The sequence below is a fragment of the Prosthecobacter sp. genome, assembly GCF_029946185.1.
Lineage (GTDB): Bacteria > Verrucomicrobiota > Verrucomicrobiia > Verrucomicrobiales > Verrucomicrobiaceae > Prosthecobacter.
Genome location: NZ_JAQSEA010000306.1, coordinates 15,155 through 32,156 on the forward strand (window position 1 = coordinate 15,155; position 17,002 = coordinate 32,156).

14 protein-coding genes are annotated in these 17,002 nt (G+C 59.1%); 1 reads left to right on the forward strand and 13 read right to left on the reverse strand.

The features are described 5' to 3' along the window. Positions 1-91: 91 nt before the first annotated feature. Positions 92-499, forward strand: coding sequence for a DoxX family protein (locus PSV43_RS24855; protein WP_300204104.1), 408 nt, complete (start codon positions 92-94; stop codon positions 497-499). A gap of 225 nt (positions 500-724) precedes the next feature. On the opposite strand, the gene PSV43_RS24860 is transcribed toward PSV43_RS24855, so the two are convergent. The 13 genes from PSV43_RS24860 to PSV43_RS24920 form a co-directional block, all read right to left on the reverse strand. Next, positions 725-1,522 (reverse strand): ABC transporter permease, encoded by a 798-nt coding sequence (locus PSV43_RS24860; protein ID WP_300204106.1) that lies wholly within the window; start codon positions 1,520-1,522, stop codon positions 725-727. Beyond that, positions 1,519-2,304: an ABC transporter ATP-binding protein gene (locus PSV43_RS24865; RefSeq protein ID WP_300204109.1), complete on the reverse strand. Its 786-nt coding sequence runs from the start codon at positions 2,302-2,304 to the stop codon at positions 1,519-1,521. Before PSV43_RS24865 ends, PSV43_RS24860 begins: the two co-directional genes overlap by 4 nt. Positions 2,305-2,310: 6 nt before the next feature. Then, positions 2,311-3,069, reverse strand: a complete 759-nt coding sequence (locus PSV43_RS24870) for an inositol monophosphatase family protein (protein ID WP_300204111.1) — start codon at positions 3,067-3,069, stop codon at positions 2,311-2,313. Then, positions 3,066-3,716, reverse strand: coding sequence for a phosphopantothenoylcysteine decarboxylase (locus PSV43_RS24875; RefSeq protein ID WP_300204114.1), 651 nt, complete (start codon positions 3,714-3,716; stop codon positions 3,066-3,068). Before PSV43_RS24875 ends, PSV43_RS24870 begins: the two co-directional genes overlap by 4 nt. A gap of 271 nt (positions 3,717-3,987) precedes the next feature. Beyond that, on the reverse strand, positions 3,988-7,917 hold the full coding sequence (locus PSV43_RS24880) for a LamG-like jellyroll fold domain-containing protein (RefSeq protein WP_300204117.1): 3,930 nt from the start codon (positions 7,915-7,917) through the stop codon (positions 3,988-3,990). A gap of 8 nt (positions 7,918-7,925) precedes the next feature. Further along, positions 7,926-8,942, reverse strand: coding sequence for a PmoA family protein (locus PSV43_RS24885; RefSeq protein WP_300204120.1), 1,017 nt, complete (start codon positions 8,940-8,942; stop codon positions 7,926-7,928). A 22-nt stretch (positions 8,943-8,964) separates the two neighbouring features. Then, positions 8,965-10,239 (reverse strand): amidohydrolase family protein, encoded by a 1,275-nt coding sequence (locus tag PSV43_RS24890; protein WP_300204122.1) that lies wholly within the window; start codon positions 10,237-10,239, stop codon positions 8,965-8,967. Between the two features lie 12 nt (positions 10,240-10,251). Continuing rightward, the gene (locus PSV43_RS24895; RefSeq protein WP_300204125.1) at positions 10,252-11,028 is read right to left on the reverse strand and encodes a helix-turn-helix domain-containing protein; all 777 of its coding nucleotides are present in this window, start codon (positions 11,026-11,028) and stop codon (positions 10,252-10,254) included. A 111-nt stretch (positions 11,029-11,139) separates the two neighbouring features. Then, entirely contained in the window at positions 11,140-11,496 is a 357-nt protein-coding gene (locus tag PSV43_RS24900; RefSeq protein ID WP_300204127.1) for a hypothetical protein, read from the reverse strand. Positions 11,497-11,677: 181 nt separating this feature from the next. Further along, positions 11,678-14,053, reverse strand: a complete 2,376-nt coding sequence (locus PSV43_RS24905) for a tetratricopeptide repeat protein (protein ID WP_300204130.1) — start codon at positions 14,051-14,053, stop codon at positions 11,678-11,680. A gap of 88 nt (positions 14,054-14,141) precedes the next feature. Further along, positions 14,142-14,546, reverse strand: a complete 405-nt coding sequence (locus PSV43_RS24910) for a biopolymer transporter ExbD (RefSeq protein ID WP_300204133.1) — start codon at positions 14,544-14,546, stop codon at positions 14,142-14,144. A gap of 60 nt (positions 14,547-14,606) precedes the next feature. Beyond that, the gene (locus PSV43_RS24915) at positions 14,607-15,419 is read right to left on the reverse strand and encodes a MotA/TolQ/ExbB proton channel family protein (RefSeq protein ID WP_300204136.1); all 813 of its coding nucleotides are present in this window, start codon (positions 15,417-15,419) and stop codon (positions 14,607-14,609) included. 66 nt (positions 15,420-15,485) lie between these two features. Then, entirely contained in the window at positions 15,486-16,928 is a 1,443-nt protein-coding gene (locus PSV43_RS24920) for a DUF1501 domain-containing protein (RefSeq protein ID WP_300204138.1), read from the reverse strand. Between the last annotated feature and the right edge of the window lie 74 nt (positions 16,929-17,002).

Consider the following 17,002-nt stretch of genomic DNA (forward strand, 5'->3'; position numbering starts at 1 on the left):
GTCATACGGCGGTTAAATTTAAGGCTTGTCGCCAAAACCAGAGCATGGTCATTCTCTGGCCATTCCCAGCCTGAACGAAACAAACACACACATGCTCAAGCTCCTCAAACTCTCCTTCCTGCCGAAGTCTCATGACCTCGGTCTCTTCATCTTCCGCGTCTCCGTAGGCCTCTCCATGCTGCTGCTGCACGGCCGCGTCAAGATGCTGAACTTTTCCTCCATGGTGGAAAAATTCCCGTCCTTCTTCGGACTTCCTTCCAACGTAAATCTTGGTTTGGCCGTCTTCGCAGAGCTCTTCTGCTCTGCATTGTTGATCATTGGCCTCTTCACCCGTCTTGCGGCACTCATGCTGGCCTTCACCATGGGCACCGCATTTTACATGGTGCACAAAATGGCGCTCACCGGAGCGCAAAGCGGAGAGCTTGCCATGGTTTACCTTTTCGCCTACGTGACGCTACTTTTCACCGGCGCAGGCAAGTTCTCCGCAGACCGAGCTTAAGCACCTTTTGAATCACCCTGGTCAGGCGGCATACGCTGCCGGCCTTTTTGTTTTGCGATGCGCGGTGTCAGTCCCTCAGGCCTGACACCTTGTGTCGCCACACCAGGGTAAAATCCCCACTCCGCGAACAAGATCCCTTAATGAGTGCCACATGCCTGACGCACAGGGAAGGAGCAACTGCTGCAAAGAAATGCGTTCTGTGCGGCCAGTTGTGCCCGCATGACTTTACTGAGTGGCGAACTTGGTGAGGAGTCCACGTTTACGGGTGAGGTTAAGGACCCAGACGAAGAGCCAGCCGGCGAGAGCTAGGTAGAGAATGTTCAGTCCAGCTGCGTAGCCGAGGTAATCCCAGTTCATGGTACCGGATTTCATGACGGAACGCATGCCTTCAAAAATGTAGGTGGGTGGGAAACACCAGGCGATGGGACGAGCCCAAGCAGGCATGTCTTCAACCCGGTAAAACACGGCGACGACAGGCTGGAAGAAGAAGGGAATGGCCCAGGCGAGGGATTCGGCGGCGAGGCCCCAGCGCAGGATCAGGGCCGTGGAGATCATGCCGAGGGACCAGCCAAAGAGCATGAGGTTCAGAAAGAAGGGAATGAGCCACCAGCTGAGCTGGAAGATATTGAAGGCATATCCGAACCAAGAGATGAAGCTGAGCACGACGGCGGTGATGAGGATGCGCAGCATGCCGACGATGAAGGTGGCGCTGATGTACTCCGAAGAACGAACGGGAGCGACGAAGATGTTGAGGAGGTTTCGCGTCCACACGTCTTCAAGGAAGGAAATGGCGACGCCCTGCTGGGCACGGAACATGATGTCCCAAAGGATCATGCCACCGAGGAAGAAGAGGACGTAGCTGCCGAATTCGGGGGTGGTGTTCTTCTGGATGAAGACGGTGACGTTGCCCCACACGACGAGGTCCACCACCGGCCAGAAAGCCAGTTCGACGAGGCGCATGGGGCTGCGAGCATAGAGAAACAGGTAGCGCATCACGAGGGCGCTGATGATGCGGAAATTCATACGGCTGACTCTTTTTTAGGTTCGTCGAGGAGTTCGCCGTCGCGGGCGATCTTGATGAAGACATCCTCAAGGTTGTCGCTGCTGGATTGGGCGACGATGTCTGCCGGGGTGCCTTGGCAGACGATCTTGCCTTTGTGGAGGAAGATGACGCGGTCGCAGACTTCCTCGATGTCGCGCATGTTGTGGGAGGTGTAGAGAATGGCGACGTTGCGCTCGCGCTGGACCTTGCGCACGACTTTGCGGACCTTGTCGGCGATGTCGGGGTCTAGGCTGGCGGTGGGCTCGTCGAGCATCAGCAACTCGGGGTCATTGAGGAAGGCTTTGACGAGATTGACGCGGGTGGACTCGCCTGCGGAGAGCTGGCCGGTAACGCTTTTGCTGAGGTGGGAGATCTCGAGCATCTCCATGAGCTCGGCGATTTTTTTCTTGGGATTCGGAACGCCGTAGATGCGAGCGAAGACGAGGAGGTTTTGCCAAACGAGGAGATTGCCGGGCAGGGCGGTATAGGCGGAGGAGAAATTCGCGCGCTGGAGGATTTTGATGCGGTTCGCCTGCAAGGGGAGGCCGAAGGCGTTGAGCTCTCCAGAGGTCGGCAGGGTGAGACCGAGGAGGCAGTTCATGGCGGTGGTCTTGCCTGCACCGTTGGCACCGAGGAGACCGAGCACTTCGCCGCGGTGGAGTTTGAAGCTGAAACGGTCGAGGGCCTTCACTCCATCGAACTCACGGGTGAGATCGATTGCTTCGAGGATGACTTCGCGGGTGTCTAGGGGTTCGGCGGACATGCGCTGTTAGAGATAGTCCTCGATGGGCAGTTTGCCGTTCGTGGCGCAGATGAACATGGTGCCGGGCTTGGTGGTGCTGGGCTTGAGGGTGACTTTGCCGCCGCCCATTTCGACCATGAGCTGACCGGCAGCGATGTCCCAGAGGCTGATTTGCTCCTCCACATAGGCGTCGAGACGGCCGGTGGCGATGTAGGCCATGGCGAGGGCGGCGCTGCCAAGCATGCGGGTCTTGCGGACTTCGTAGGCGATGCGCTTGTAGCGATCAAAACCGAGGTCGAGTGCTTCCTTGCTCTTCGAGAAGCCGACGGTGACGACGGCTTCGGACATCTTTGCGCGGGTGCTGACGGCGATCGCTTTGCCGTTGAGGTGGGTCTTTTCGCCACGGATGACTGTCCAAGTTTCGTTCTGCATGGGATCAAAGATAACGCCGATGAGGAGTTCTTTGGATTCGCGTTTGCGGGCGGCGATGGAGACGCAGAAGTGCGGGATGCTGAAGAAGTAATTTACAGTGCCGTCGATGGGATCAACGATCCATTCGACGTCGCCATTGCCGCCAGTTTCGCCGCCTTCCTCGCCGAGGATCGCGTGATCAGGGAAGCGGGCGAGGATCATGTCGGTGATGAGCTGCTGGCTGCGGACATCGAGCTCGAGCTTGATGTCGTGGCGCTGCATTTCGTTGACGGTGAGATCGGAGCCGAAGTTTTCTTTGATCATTTTGCCGGCGGCGTGCGCGGCTTCGATGGCGGTGGCGAGGAGTTGTTTCACTTCGGAGATTTTAGGGATGAGAGTCGGGAGATGTGCGCGATCAACTCACGCGCGAGGGTGGTTTTCGACTGCCTGGGGAGGGGAATCGTTTGACCACCGGGGAGGCAAAGGGTGACTTCGTTTTCTGCACTGTCAAACCCGATACCCGGCTGAGATACGTCGTTCGCGATGATGAGGTCGCAGCCTTTACGCGAGAGCTTGTCCTGGGCGTGGGCGATGAGGTTCTCGGTTTCTGCGGCAAAGCCGACGAGGAAGCCGGTGAAGGCGAAGTGGGAGCGGACGGAACCGAGGATGTCTTCGGTGCGCTCGAGTTCGAGGGTGAGGGTGGTGGCGGACTTTTTGATCTTTTGCGATGCGGTGTGGGCGGGGCGGTAGTCGGCGACGGCGGCGCTGAAGATGGCGGCGGTGCAGCCTGGGAGATGGATACGGACGGCGTCGAACATTTCGCGGGCGGTTTCCACGCGGATGAGTTCCACGTTTGCTGGTGGCAGGATGCTGACGGGGCCGGAGATGAGCAGGACTTCGTGGCCAGCTTTGGAGGCGGCTTCAGCCAGCGCGTAGCCCATGCGGCCGGAGGAGCGGTTTGACAGGAACCGTACCGGATCAATCGGCTCTCGCGTGGGACCGGCGGTGATGAGGAGGCGCATGGGTGAATTTTCGGGGGACACTGATTTTACACCGCAGAGTTCGGAACGCCGCAGAGATTTTCCCGAAGGTGTTTCTTTCAGGGCTTACGCATGAAGTGGCGGATGGGCGTGCGGCGGCCTGAGTGAAAGGAAAGAAGGGACTGAAAGGACGTGGTATTGCGTGATGGTTGGATGTTTTGGCGCTGATAATGCGTCAATCCTTACCAACCAAAGGCGGGACGCCTCGATGAGACGCTTTCTCAGAGCACTTCTGGCCGAAGGACTATCCTCCTCACTCCACCTTCAGCACGCCGTTCATCACCATCCAGTGCCCCGGGAAGGTGCAGAGGTAGGGATAGTCGCCTTTCTCTTTCGGAGCGGTGATGTGAATGGTGAATTCTCCTTTGGGATTTGTCATGTCGGTATAGGCGAGGACGTCGTCGGAGTCAGGCACGTAGTGTTTCGCCAAGCCCTGCGGATCGGTGATCATGAGATTGGCAAGATTGCCGATTTTTTGCAGCGTGCCCGGTTTGGCGAGCATCCAGTTATGCGGTACGACGTCAGGATTCTTGAAGATGATGGTGAGTTTTTCGTCAGCTTTGGCGGTGAGCTGCTTCTGCACATATTGCAGGCCCAATGCGGCTTCGATGATGAGTTCGCGCCCACCTTCGCCTTTGGCCCATGGATTGAGTTTGGCCGGTTTCGGGGCTTCGAGGCCGATCTGCGCGGCGTGATTGGTCTTCGCAATTTTGGCGTAGCCGGGGAATTCGCTGAAGGGTTCAGCCAAGGCGTGCGCAGTGAGGAAGATGTCATGGCCGGTGCTCACATGAAGATGAATCTGGCTCGCGGTGACAATCTGCGGGATTTCGAGGAAGAGGGTCTTGCCGCCGTCGAGCTTATGCACGCTGCGGACTTCGAGCGGATCATGCCCGGGTGTGTCGGCATACTTCACGGAATACTCGGGCGAGCCATACTGCGGGCCGTAGCGGTAGTTCCAGCACTGCGCAAAGCAGGTGGCTGCATCGGCATTAGCCACCGGCTGGTTGAAGCGGAGGAGCACCCCATTGTCACGCGCTTCGAAGCCGACGGGCACGGGTTTCTCACCGCCAGTGAAGCGCACGCGCTGGAAGCAGCCGTCCTTCGGCGTGTAGCTGCCCCAGCCCTGCATGCCGTTCACGTAGAGATGGCCGTCCTTCGGATTGAAGCGAGCGCACTGCGGTCCGGAGTCAAAATTGCCGCTGATCTTAACGGCCCCGGCCTGCCAGCGGCCTTTGACATTCTGTCGCATGACAAGCCATGCACTGCCACCGCCGGAAGAGAGGTGAACGAAATTTCCATCGCCTTTGAGCGTGGTCCATTTCTCGCTGGTGATGAAGGCCTGGCTGCTGGCGCTGTTATCTTCGCCACGCGGCATGTACATCAGCACCGGCTCGGGAGACTGGCCGTTCTTCGGACCACCGGCACCGAAGTGCGCGCCCAGATTGTGATCGAGTTCAATCTGGCAGATGGAAGTCGCGGGAGTCCAGTCGCCTTCCTGTACACTGGTGGTGAGGAAACGTCCGTCGGGTGAGATACCGAGGCCGTTCGGATTGCGGAAGCCGGTGCCGAGCACTTCGAGTTTGTCGCGTCCGGTGATGCGGCATACGCCTTGATTGCCGGAGGCGAAATACCAGCGGCCTTCTTTGTCGGTTTCGAGGCCGACGATGAAGTCGTGTCCGCCAGGGGAGGTTTGCATGGCGTTGGTCACGCACTGGTAGAAATCGGCCTCATCATCGCCATTGAGATCGTGGAGGCAGGTGATTTGATCGCGGCCGAGGACGTAGAGCTTGTCCTTCACGATCTTCATGCCCAGCGGTTGATTCAAGCCGGTGGCGAAGCGCTTCCAGCGAATTTTTTCGAGCTTTTCATCAATGCCTTTCACCAGCCAGACTTCGCCGGTCATGGTGGCGATGGCGGCGGTGCCATCGCTGAAGAAGTCGTGCGCGGTGATGAAGAATAGCGCGCCGTAGGGGTTCTTGAAGGGGATCTCGATGGTGTCAGTGGCAAAGGGCTGCTGGGTGCCGAGCTTGCCTTTGGTTTCGATCCACTGGGGCCATTGGGCGGGGCCACTAGCAGTGATTGCCACAAGGTCCTTCGGGTCTCCACTGGCTATGACGTGATCCGTTGCACCGTCTTTTTCGAATACAAAGACGACTCTGCGACCAGAGATGTAATAGCCTTGATACAGACCGTCGCGCTTTGTCTGTGATTTGGCCATTACCTTCCCATTCATCGCAGCTCCACCCATGAAACCGTGGCGTGCATCGCCGAGCTTGATGAAGCCGCCAGTCCATGTGACTGGGATCGAAAGCGTTTCAGGATCAAAGACGCATGACATGTCTCCATATTGCACACACACCGCCTTCGGAATCGTCAGGCCCGCGCCTTTGAAGACACCGCTAAAGACCGGGCCGTGATCGCTTGCGGCGAAGCGGCCATCTTTCCAGGTCACCTGATCGTTTTGATTGCCCCAGTGTCCTTGTTGGCCGCCATCGAGACCGGGGAACTGTGGGATCAATACGGGCAGAGGCTTCTGCTTCATGAACTGCAACGCCTGCTTACCGTAGAAGTCGAAGATGCGCTCGCGATTGACGAACTCCTGCCAGTGCACGTTGTCGTCCGGATTGAGCGGTTTGTGGTCGGGTGTGAAGGCAACGGGCTTGGGTGCAGGCGGGGGCAGGAGGGCATCAAGGTTGTCGAAGTCCCAGAGGCCAATCGTGTTGTCCATGCGCAGACGCGGAGCGCTGCCTTTGCGTGGCTTCATCACACCGCGCGTGAGGCGCACATCATCAAGAAGGCCATCGCAACCAATGCCACCGTCGACAAGACTGCCAAACGCAATGCCACCGGCTGTTGGGGTGCCTTTGAGCGGCTGCACGGCTTTGGTGAATACTTGCTTGCCATCGATCCAAAGCGTGACGTTCTGTTCGTCAATGTTGACTACGAAGTCGTGCCACTTGCCGTCGCAGACATCGACCTTTGAGTCGAAGTCACCGCCCCGCCCCGGCATGTACAGCGCCAGCGTGCCGCGCTTCGCATGCGTGTAGAGCTCCCAATGCGTGGCGGATGATTTGGCGTCGGAAGCGATGAGGATGTTGAAGTGATCTTTGCCGGTGAGCTTGGCACGGCACTCAATGGTAAGTGGGAGCGTGCGGAAGGGCTCGTTGTCCGACTCAAAGTAGCTGCCCTTCAGTGCCTCGCCGAATTCTATGCTCAGGGATGGGACGCTTTCGCCGGTCATGACTGGTTTGGTGATGATGCTGGCGGCAGCGGGTTTCTCATTCCAAGTGCGATACTTCGGCTTCGGGCCGGGGGGATTGTCGTCGAGCTGCGGCAGGAGCCAGGCGAGGCCGTCGAGATTGTCGAGCAGGCGGCCTTCGGCGTCTTCGTTGGTGTGGTTCAGGATGCCGATGGGGCCGTTGTAACCGCTCGCACGCACGATGCGCAGCACCTTCACATCTTCGGTGCCCACGCCGAGCGGGAGAATCTTGCGGCCTTTGGCTTCGCCGTCGATGTCCATGCCGTTGAGATTGAAGCAAAGCAGATGCGGCAGCATGCGTGGCAGCACTTTGGCAAGACGGTCGAGATGGCCGTGACCGTGGTGCAGATTGTAAACGATGCCGATGTTTTTGATGCCTTTGGCTTTCAGGGCTTCCACGATGGCAATGGCGTTCTCCGGCTCGCCATACCAGCCGCCGTGATTGTAGAGAGCGACCTGGCAGCCCAACGGTGCGGCGGCTTCGCAGATCGGCTGCAGGCGTTCGACTTCTTTCGCTACGCGAGCCTGCTGATCCGCCTCGTCCTTGACCTGGATCGCGCCGCCGTTGCCATTCACCCAGAGCTGGGGATGCACGCCATGGCGTTTGAAGAGTTCCAGTGTCTGCTTGGCCTCGTCATTGAGCACGGTCGGGAACCACCAGCCCATGAGCTCGATGTGATGTTTTTTGAGCGCGTTCAATTCCTCATCCCACTGCGGGATGTGCTCCTTGCGGTAGTCATAGACGAACTTCTTCACGCCCATTTTTTCCAGCATGGCCGCACGCTCTTCAGGACCGCGCTTGCCCGCATCAAACGGGACAATGCACCACGCTGCGAGGTTGGATTTATCAAAGAGAGTTTCTGCGGCCTGCGATTGACCGAGGGCAGACGCGACTAGGACTAGAGCTAAGAAACGTAAGAGCATGGGGAAGTTTAATTGGTGTTGGAATAGGCGGTCCACTGAGCGTCGATCCACTTTGCATCCGGCGCGCCGTCGAAGACGAGGATGCGGTATTTGGAGACGTAGGGCTTGCCGGGTTCGATGGACCAATCACCAGCTTGCGAAGGAGCGACGCAGAGCTGCGGGTTCTTCGGATTGAGGCGCAGGGGCTGTGGAAAGCGGAAGTTCGAGGGATGAATCAGGATCACCATGCCAGTGGGTGCTCCATCGACCAGACCGCCGATATGGACCCACTTGCCCTTGGTGGAGTCCCCTTTGGCGCGGTCATGACCTTCGCTGGTCAGCATCGTCACGGCATCGACCTGATTCCAGGCGAGATTGCCGCGCACACCAAGACCGCCGTAGTGGTACTTCGGCAGTTTCAGCGGCGGCGCCCCCGCACAGGTCTGTGTGCTGGTGAGATCGATGATGTTGGCGGGCTTGCCATCGAGCTCCTTCTGCGCCACCGCGACCTCCCACGTTTCATTGAGCACCTTTTGATCAGGCGCGTGGCTGTGATCGAGAAACAGATGCTGGCTGATGAAGCCACCGCCATCAGCACCACCCCAGCTCTTGTCCAGTTTATCGAAACGCACCTCGGCGAGGATCTGGTCGCCGCTCTTGTCCTTGCCGTCGCCTTTGCCCTGATTCCAGAAATCGGGATGTTGTACATGTGGCGCCAGACCGTGAATCCCAACGAGACGTGTGTCTTGTGCATCACCGAACTCGGTCTTCGTCCATGCCATCCAGATGCCGCGATGCCAGCGGTGGTCTTCGGGATGATTGCCCGTGACAAGCTTGCCGCTGGGCGAGTACACCGGATGAAGATGAGCACCGTGTTTGAAGACGGCGGACACACCCTCGGGCACATCGCCCGCCTCCATTTGGTAATCACAGATCGTCTTCCCACCGCTGCTGAAGTGCAGGACGGAGCCGAGCTTTTCCACCTGGATATCGGCGGAGAAAGTATGGGTGGCCAGAAGGGCGGCAAGAAGAAGGGTCGGCTTCATGACGATGGAACGAAACGGTGCATCAGAAACTCGCAGGCTTTACAAGCGTTCCCGCTTTCACTACGCCGCCCTGCATGACGGCAAGGAGGTTGTCGCGGTTTTCGAGAATGGAGATGTCCTGGAGCACGTCACCTTTCACCACGAGGACATCGCCCAGTTTGCCAGCTTCGAGCGTGCCTATTTCCTTTTCGCGTCCCATCATCTTCGCGCCGCCGAGAGTGGCCCACTTGATCGTGTCGAGTGTAGAGAAGCCGACGTAATTGACGAAGAAGGTCAGCTCCTGCGCATAGGTGCCGTGCGGCGTCCAAGCAAAGCCGTAGTCGCCACCGAGGCCCAGGGTGCCACCGGCCTTGAGCACTTTGCGGCAGCTCTCAGCACCGGCCTCAAGAGTTTCTTGATGACCATCCAGCACACGCTGGGACAAGCCGAACTCCTTGCCACGCTGCACGCTGAAGAGCTCGAATCCCAGACCGGGGCACATCGGGACATTGCGCTTGAGCAGGAGGTCGAGGCATTCGTCGTCCATGAAGGTGCCATGTTCGATGGCATCGTAGCCAGCCTTGAGCGCATTGCGGATGCCCTCGGTGGCACGGCAGTGACCGGTGACTTTGAGGCCGTGATTGTGCGCCGTGGCCACGACGGCGTGCATTTCTTCGAAGGTCATGCACAGCGTGTGGTGGTCGTTGATGTCGGGAGAAGCCGCATCTCCCGTGGGATAGGTTTTCACCCACTCGATGCCGTCTTTGACGAGTTTGCGCACTGCACTGCGGGCCTGCTCGGGACCGTTCACGATGAAAACAATCCCCTCCATGCCGATGCGGCGGAAGTCAGGGTTCCAGTCCATCAGCCCGCCTGCACCGCAGATTTCACGGCCGCTGGCGCTGAGGCGCGGGCCGGGGATCATGTCCTCCTCGATGGCCTTTTTCATCCACACGTCAATGTTGTGCAGGCAGCCGCCACTGCGCGCCGATGTGTAGCCGCATTCGAGGGCTGTCTTCGCGTTCACGGCAGATTGCAGCGTGACGTATTCCACGGGGAACTTGATGTCGAGGTCCTGCAGCTCGGACACATTGAAGTAGGTGAGATGGATGTGCGCCTCCACGAGCCCTGGCATGATCGTGCCGCCACCAGCGTCAATGATGCGAGCCTCAGGAGCTGGTGGAGCCTCCGCAGCGGGACCCGCGTAGCTGATGATGCCGTCCGTGATGATCACAGCGGCGTTCGGAATGGCTGGCCGACCCGTGCCATCGACGAGTTGGCCATTTTTGACGACGGTGATGCCTGGTTGGAGCTTCATGGTGCGCAAAGGCTATCGTTTCGTCCGGCGATTGGATAGAACAGAAGCGGCAGGGCTTGGAACATTCGCGGCAGCGTAGGTTTCACGATACGCGCCTGGTGTGAGGCTGGTCACGCGGCGGAATTCGCGGGTGAGGTGGCTTTGATCGGCGAAGCCGCAGCGCAGACCGATGTCAGCGATGGATTCGCGCGTATCGACCAGCAGGCGGCAGGCGTTTTGGATGCGCAGGCGTTTCAGGTATTGCTGCGGTGGCAGGCCATACTCTCGGACGAAGCTGCGCTCAAAGGCGCGTGGCGACATGCCAACGGCTCGCGCCATGTCGGCATTTGTCACCGATTCACCGAGGCGGCGGGTCATGAGCGCAATGACGACACCGAGGCGGATGTCGCTGCGCTGATCAATCTGCGCGGCATCCAGTGCGCGCGTGATGCCTGCGGTGCCGACGATGCGGCCTCGGGCATTGCATACGGGCCGTTTAGTGGTGAAGCACCATGCCGCCGTGTGATCAAAGCGACCGACGAGTTCGAGTCGGCCCTGCACCGTCTGCCCGGCCAGCACGGCTTCATCTCCTGCACGGAAATGCGCCGCGAGGTGTGCGGGCGAGAAATCATCATCGGTCCTGCCCAGCACTTCATCCAGCAGGTGCATCCCATAGTTCAGCAGGAAGGTGCGGTTCACCCAAAGGTAGCGGCGCTTGGCGTCCTTGATCCATGCCTGCACGTCCGGCAGCGCGTCAAAAAGATCGCGTAGGGCATCAACGGGGGATGTGGCGGCGGCTTTGGCTTTCACAAGCGGGAGACTAATCAGAACGTGTTGTGATGACACGCCGAATCATGCAGGCATGAAAAAAGCGGAGCCGCATGCCGCGGCTCCGCTTGAGGGTAAAACGAATGCTTCTGATTACTGGCGCACTTCTTTGATGTGCTTGTCAGGCGCGGCGTCGAAGGTGGCCTTGCTGGCGGCATCGGCGAAAGCGACCTGGCGGGTGTAGGTCACGGTTTTGGAAGCATCGGATTTCTTTTTGCTCAGCGGGCACTGGCCAGAGACGGCAGCGAGGATGTTGCTGAGGTAGCCCTTGGGGGCAGCGGTGAACTGGGCTTTGCACCTGTCGCAGCAGACAGCAACGGTCTTCGAGTAAGTGCTGGTGATGGCCGGGCTCGCAGGCTTGCCGGAAATGGGGCAGACGGTGTTCAGCGACTCGGCGGCAGGGGAAACGCCAGCCAGAAGGCTGAGGGCGGCGATGAGGATGTGTTTCATGGTGGGCGGAGAATTATACGACGGCGCACTGGGATACGAATTCATGGATTCTCCGCAACTGAAACTTTCTGATCCTGCGGTGCGGGGATGGCGGATTCCGCTCTCAGGTACGGACTGAGCCTTTTCTCGCTGAGCACACGCCCGCGTCCGTGTGCATTCTGAGAGGGGAGCCCCCGGGGAGTCACTTCGGCTGATACTTCGGATAGCGTTGCTGAAGCTGCTGCAGCATCTGCTTGGACTTGGCGGAGTCACCGGCCTTCTGCAGTACCTGGGCGGCTTTGTAGAGAGCGTTGGGGGTGACATCGGGATCATCAAAGAACTGGCTGGGCACGGCATACTTGGCAGCAGCGTCCTTCCATTTGCCGGCGGCGGCATCCTTCTGGCCTTCAGCGGCAAGTTTGTCACCCTGCGCAGCATAGATGTCGCCTTCGAGTATAAGGAGTTCGGCCTGGAGCCTGCCGTCTTTGACCACTTGCAGGGCCTCCTGGGCCACCTTGTCGGCTTCATCAAAGAGTCCTTTGCCAAGCTGGGCACGGCCTTTGGTCAGCAGCGCACGTGAGCGCGTGGCGCTGTCGGGCTCTGATTTGAGAAAGTTGTCCGTGGCCTGAATGCTGGCGTCGTACTGCTGGTTGTTGAGCTGCGCCATGCCGAGGTAGTTCCACACGACAGGCTCGGTGTTCTCCGGGTTTTTCGGGGTGACGGCGAGTTCGAGGAAACGGGCGGCACGTTTGTAGTCGTCGCTGCTGTAAAGCTTGAGGCCGAGCCATTTCAAAATATTCGAGGGCACCAGGCCGGCGGGTTTGGACTGCAGGTAGTTGTCGATGGTTTTGGCGAGATTGTCGGCGTTCTGGCGTGCGTAGTCGCAGAGGATGATGAGCTGGCTGGACTTTTCGAGGTAGCCTTTGCTGTCGATCTCAATGGAGCGGCGCAGGGCCGGAACAGCCTTGTCGTAGATCTTCTGGTCGAAATTGCCCCGGCCGATGCCGTAGTAGGCCTGTGCGGCGGCGGTGGTGGCGGGGAATTGTTTCAGCAGCGTTTCAAACGCTACGATCATGCCCTTTGGATCCTTCTGCTCCATCGCGATGAAGCCGAGCTGCAGCCAGGAGAGTTCGCAGGCGTCGGATTTGGGGAATTCTTTGGTGACGTGTTCAAAGTCAGCCTTCGCCTTGGGCAGATCGCGAGCATCGCGGTTCGCGAGACCACGGCGGGCGTAGGCCTTGGGGAGGAACTCATGCCCGGGATTTTCGCTGATGAAACGGGTGAAGGTGCCCACGGCCTCCTGATGGCGTCCGGCCTCACCCTGTGCCCAGCCCATGTTGAAGAGCGTGCCCGGGCGGAGCTTTTCGGGCAGTTTGTCGAGGCCGATCTCATTGTAGCTCAGCGCCGCCTGCTGGTAGTCGCCTTTGTTGAAGTAAAAGTCAGCGCGGATCAGGCGTGCCAGCGAGAGGTATTCATGATTGGGGTGCTTTGGCGCCTGACGTGTAATGAAGGCGGTGGCGAACTCGCCGAGGTCCTTGTCATTCAGCAGATAGAAGCAGTACAACTTCCAGTATCCCGCACTGAAGGCTTCTTCCGTGTCGGCATGATACTGCTCGATGAGCAGGTAAACTTCAACGGCACGGGCATAACTCTTTCGCATGCGGTAGGCGTGGCCGACGAGCAGCAGCATCTTGGCACGTGCGGCTCCTTGCGGCAGGACTTCGGAGTTTTTGTTGTAGTAGTCGATGACGCCGTCGTAATCACCCTTGGCATAGAGCGCCTGAATGATGCCCACGAGGGAGATGCCGCGGTTTAGCTCGCTGGTTTCCGGCATGCGCAGCGCCTTTTCAAACATCGTGATGGACTCTTCCGGCTTATTGAGTTCGGCATAGAGCACGGCCGCACGAATGCTGGCCTCGGCGATGATGGCCCGGTCGGCGCTGGTCTTGACAAGTTCGTCAAAAATAGGCAACGCCTCGGCCTTTTTGTCCTGACCGAGGTAGATGCTACCGAGCGTGAGCAGTGACGTTTCGCGGTAAGGATTGTCGGTTTTCACCGCGATCACGCTGTTCAAGGCGGCTGCCTGTCTGGGCTTATCGCCAGCCATTTCATAGGCGCGGCTTTTGTTGTAGGCGGCAGCCAGCCGGACGGCAGCGCTCTTGGTTTTGGTTTCGGAAAAGTCGAAAAATTTGGCTGAGTCAGAAAACTTGGAGTCGTTGAACATCATCGCACCGAGGCGATAGGCGCAGGAGGGGGCTCCTTCGCTATCCGGGTAGCGGTTCACGACTTCTTCGTAATAGCCAGCGGCCTGCTTGAGCTGGTTTTGCTTCATGTAGCACTCGCCCATGCGGTAGAGTGCATCGGGCACCTGCCTGCCGGTGGGATACTGCTGCAGATATTTTCCATACGACTGCGCGGCCATGCCCCACTCCTGGCGGTCATAGGACAGCGTGGCAAAGTCGAACATGTCGTCATCAGGCCCCTTGGTCCTCGGCGGCGGACTCACGGGAATGGCCTTCGGCACGGGCGCATCATCTTCGACTGGCAGGGCACGCGGAGGGGCTGGCTGCTGCGCCATGGAAGAGAACGCTGCCAGGCAGAAAAGCACTGGCATCAGACGGGGCGCAAGAATGCGCGGCAGGTTGGAAAACTTCGCGGCGGTCATCTCACTTGGTCGTGGCGGCAGGTTGGTCGGCGTCAGGTTTGCGTGTGGCAAAGGCGATGTTCCAGATGCCAGCCTTCTGGCAGGTGTCCAGCACGCGGATGACGTTCTGGTAGGGGGTGCCTTCATCACCCCGCAGGATCACGGCCTGATCCTTGTAAAGCGAGACGATGTTCTTCAGCTTCACCAGCAACTCATCGGGGTTGAATTTCTGGCCGTTGACGAGGATCTCCCCGTCTTTTTTGATGTTGATGATGATCTCACCGACATTGCGGGACTCCTTCTCCTTGCCCTCGTCGGCCGCAGGCACGCTGACATCCATGACCTGCTCCTCCTTGGCATACTGGAAGGTCACGGCAAAGAAAATGACGAGCAGGAACAGCACGTCCACCAGCGGCGCGAGCTGCATGGGCGAGGGTTCGATAGAATGCTGTTTTCTGAAATTCATCGCGAAAGGAGATCTGCCTGTTTACTGGCCGGCGACGGCGCGTGCGGCACGCTTGTACTGCACCGCGAGCAGGGCCATCAGGTGGGTCGTCGCGGCTTCCATTTCAGAGATCAGGCGGTTCACCTTGCCACGGAAGATGGCGTAGAACATGAGGGCAGGAATGCCGATGACGAGTCCCGAGGCCGTGCACAGCAGCGCTTCGGACACCCCTTGGGCGAGTCCCAGCTGGTTCGAGCCGCCGACTCCCTTGCCGGAAATTTCATGGAAGGTCGTGATCATGCCCAGCGTCGTACCGAGCAGGCCAAGCATGGGGGCGATGGCACCGACGTCTCCCAAATAGGCGATGCGAGCCAGCAGCAGGCTGGACTGGCGGTTGCCCTCGGCCTCGGTGACTTCTTTAACTTCTTCAAAGCTCGCTGTCGGGTTGCGCGTGGCAAAGTCGAGCGTCTTGGAGGTGATGCGAGCGATGCATTCGTTGCGGCGATTGCACACCGCCAGCAGCCCTAGGTAGTCCTGCTTGCGGATCAGGGCGTCCGCCGAATTCATGAAGGCATCGCTGACCACGGTGCCCTGCCGAACTGTGAAGGCGAAGAGCACAATCATAAAGAACGCGATCATCGACAGAATGATCAGCGGGTAGGCCATGACCCCGGTGCGCTTGACGAAACCGTTGAAGGTCAGCACATCACCATAGGGATTGTCTTCTTCGACGTGGGCTGTGGTCACGGTGACACCAGGCGCGGCAGGCACAGGCTGCTGGGACTGGGCTTTGAGGTTCACCGTGAAGATGACGGCCACCAGCACTGCCAGGGCGAAGAAGATTTTTCGATGCATGAGGTGGCGACTGTAAACGTGTGCGCCAGCCTTGCAAGGGGCCGGTGGCTGGCTTTCCCGGCCCGGTCAGGCCAGCAATTCCCGCACCACCTTGCACTCGTTTACGCCCGTGAGACGGAAATCCAGCCCCGCGTATTTGTACGTGAACTTTTCGTGGTCGAAGCCCAAAATTCGCAAAATCGTGGCGTGCAGGTCATGCACATGCACCGGATTTTCCTGCGCGGCGAAGCCAAATTCATCGGTGGAACCATGCGTATAGCCACCCCGCACCCCGCCACCCGCCAGCCACATGGTGAAGCCGTAGTGGTTGTGGTCGCGACCATGCTGCTTACCCGCATTGGCACCGGGCGTCGGAAGTTCCACCGCCGGTGTGCGGCCAAATTCGCCGCCCCACATCATCAGAGTGTCATCCCAGAGCCCGCGCTGCTTCAAGTCACCCATGAAGGCAGCAATCGCCCCGTCCGTCTGCAGGCCCAGTTTGCGGTGTTCAAGAATTTCGTCGTGATTGTCCCAGGGTTGGCCCGCGCCGGTCCAGAGCTGGATGAAGCGCACTCCCCGCTCCAGCAAACGCCGTGCAATCAGGCACTGGCGGCCAAAAGCATGGTCACCATACATCTTCCTCACCGATTCCGGCTCCTTCATGATGTCGAAGGCGTCCGTGGCCTCCATCTGCATGCGGTAGGCCAGTTCGTAGCTCTGCACCCGGGCTTCCAGCTGCTGGTCGCGGTCCTGCTGTACCAGATTACGCTGGTTCAATTCCTGCAGCAGGTCGAGCTGGCGGCGCTGCTGCTTCAAGTCGAGCGAGCCGTTCTTGATGAATTCCACGAGTTTTTCGACCCGGGTGTCCTCCGTGTTGATGTAGGCTCCCTGATAGGCGCTCGGCAGGAAGGCAGACTGCCAGTTCTTCGTGCGCCGCGTCGGCATGCCTCCTGGGCACATGGCGATGTAGCCGGGCAGGTTGTGATTTTCACTGCCCAGACCGTAGGTCACCCACGATCCCATCGTCGGGCGGTTCAAGCGGCCCTCGCCGCTGTTCATCAGGCCAAGGGAAGGCTCATGGTTCGGCACGTCGGCGTGCATGGAGCGGATCACGCAGAGGTCATCGGCAAAGGCACCTGTCTTTTCAAAGACCTCGCTCACTTCGAGCCCGCACTCACCGCGTTTCGTGAATTTGAAGGGGGATTTGAAGCCCGCACCCGTAGGACGCTCCGTTTTGAGCACGTTCGGCAGCGGTTTGCCGTCGTATTGGTCCAGCATCGGCTTCGGATCGAAGGTATCGACGTGAGACGGCCCGCCGTTCATGAAGAAATGCACCACCCGCTTGGCCTTTGGCTCAAAATGCGGACGCTTCACCGCCATCGGGTCCATCGTTGCCGCAGAGGCCTGCGATGTGAACAGCGAGCCGGCGGCCATCGTGCCAAAGCCCATGCCGACACGCTGCAGCAGTTCGCGACGTGTCAAAAAGGCATGCTCCAAGTTTGGGGCATGATGTGAAAAAATTGAACTCATGGGGGGTATGTATGATACGTCTCTGCCAGCTGATGCTTTCGCCTGATTCATAGCACAAAAACGCGCAAAAAAGG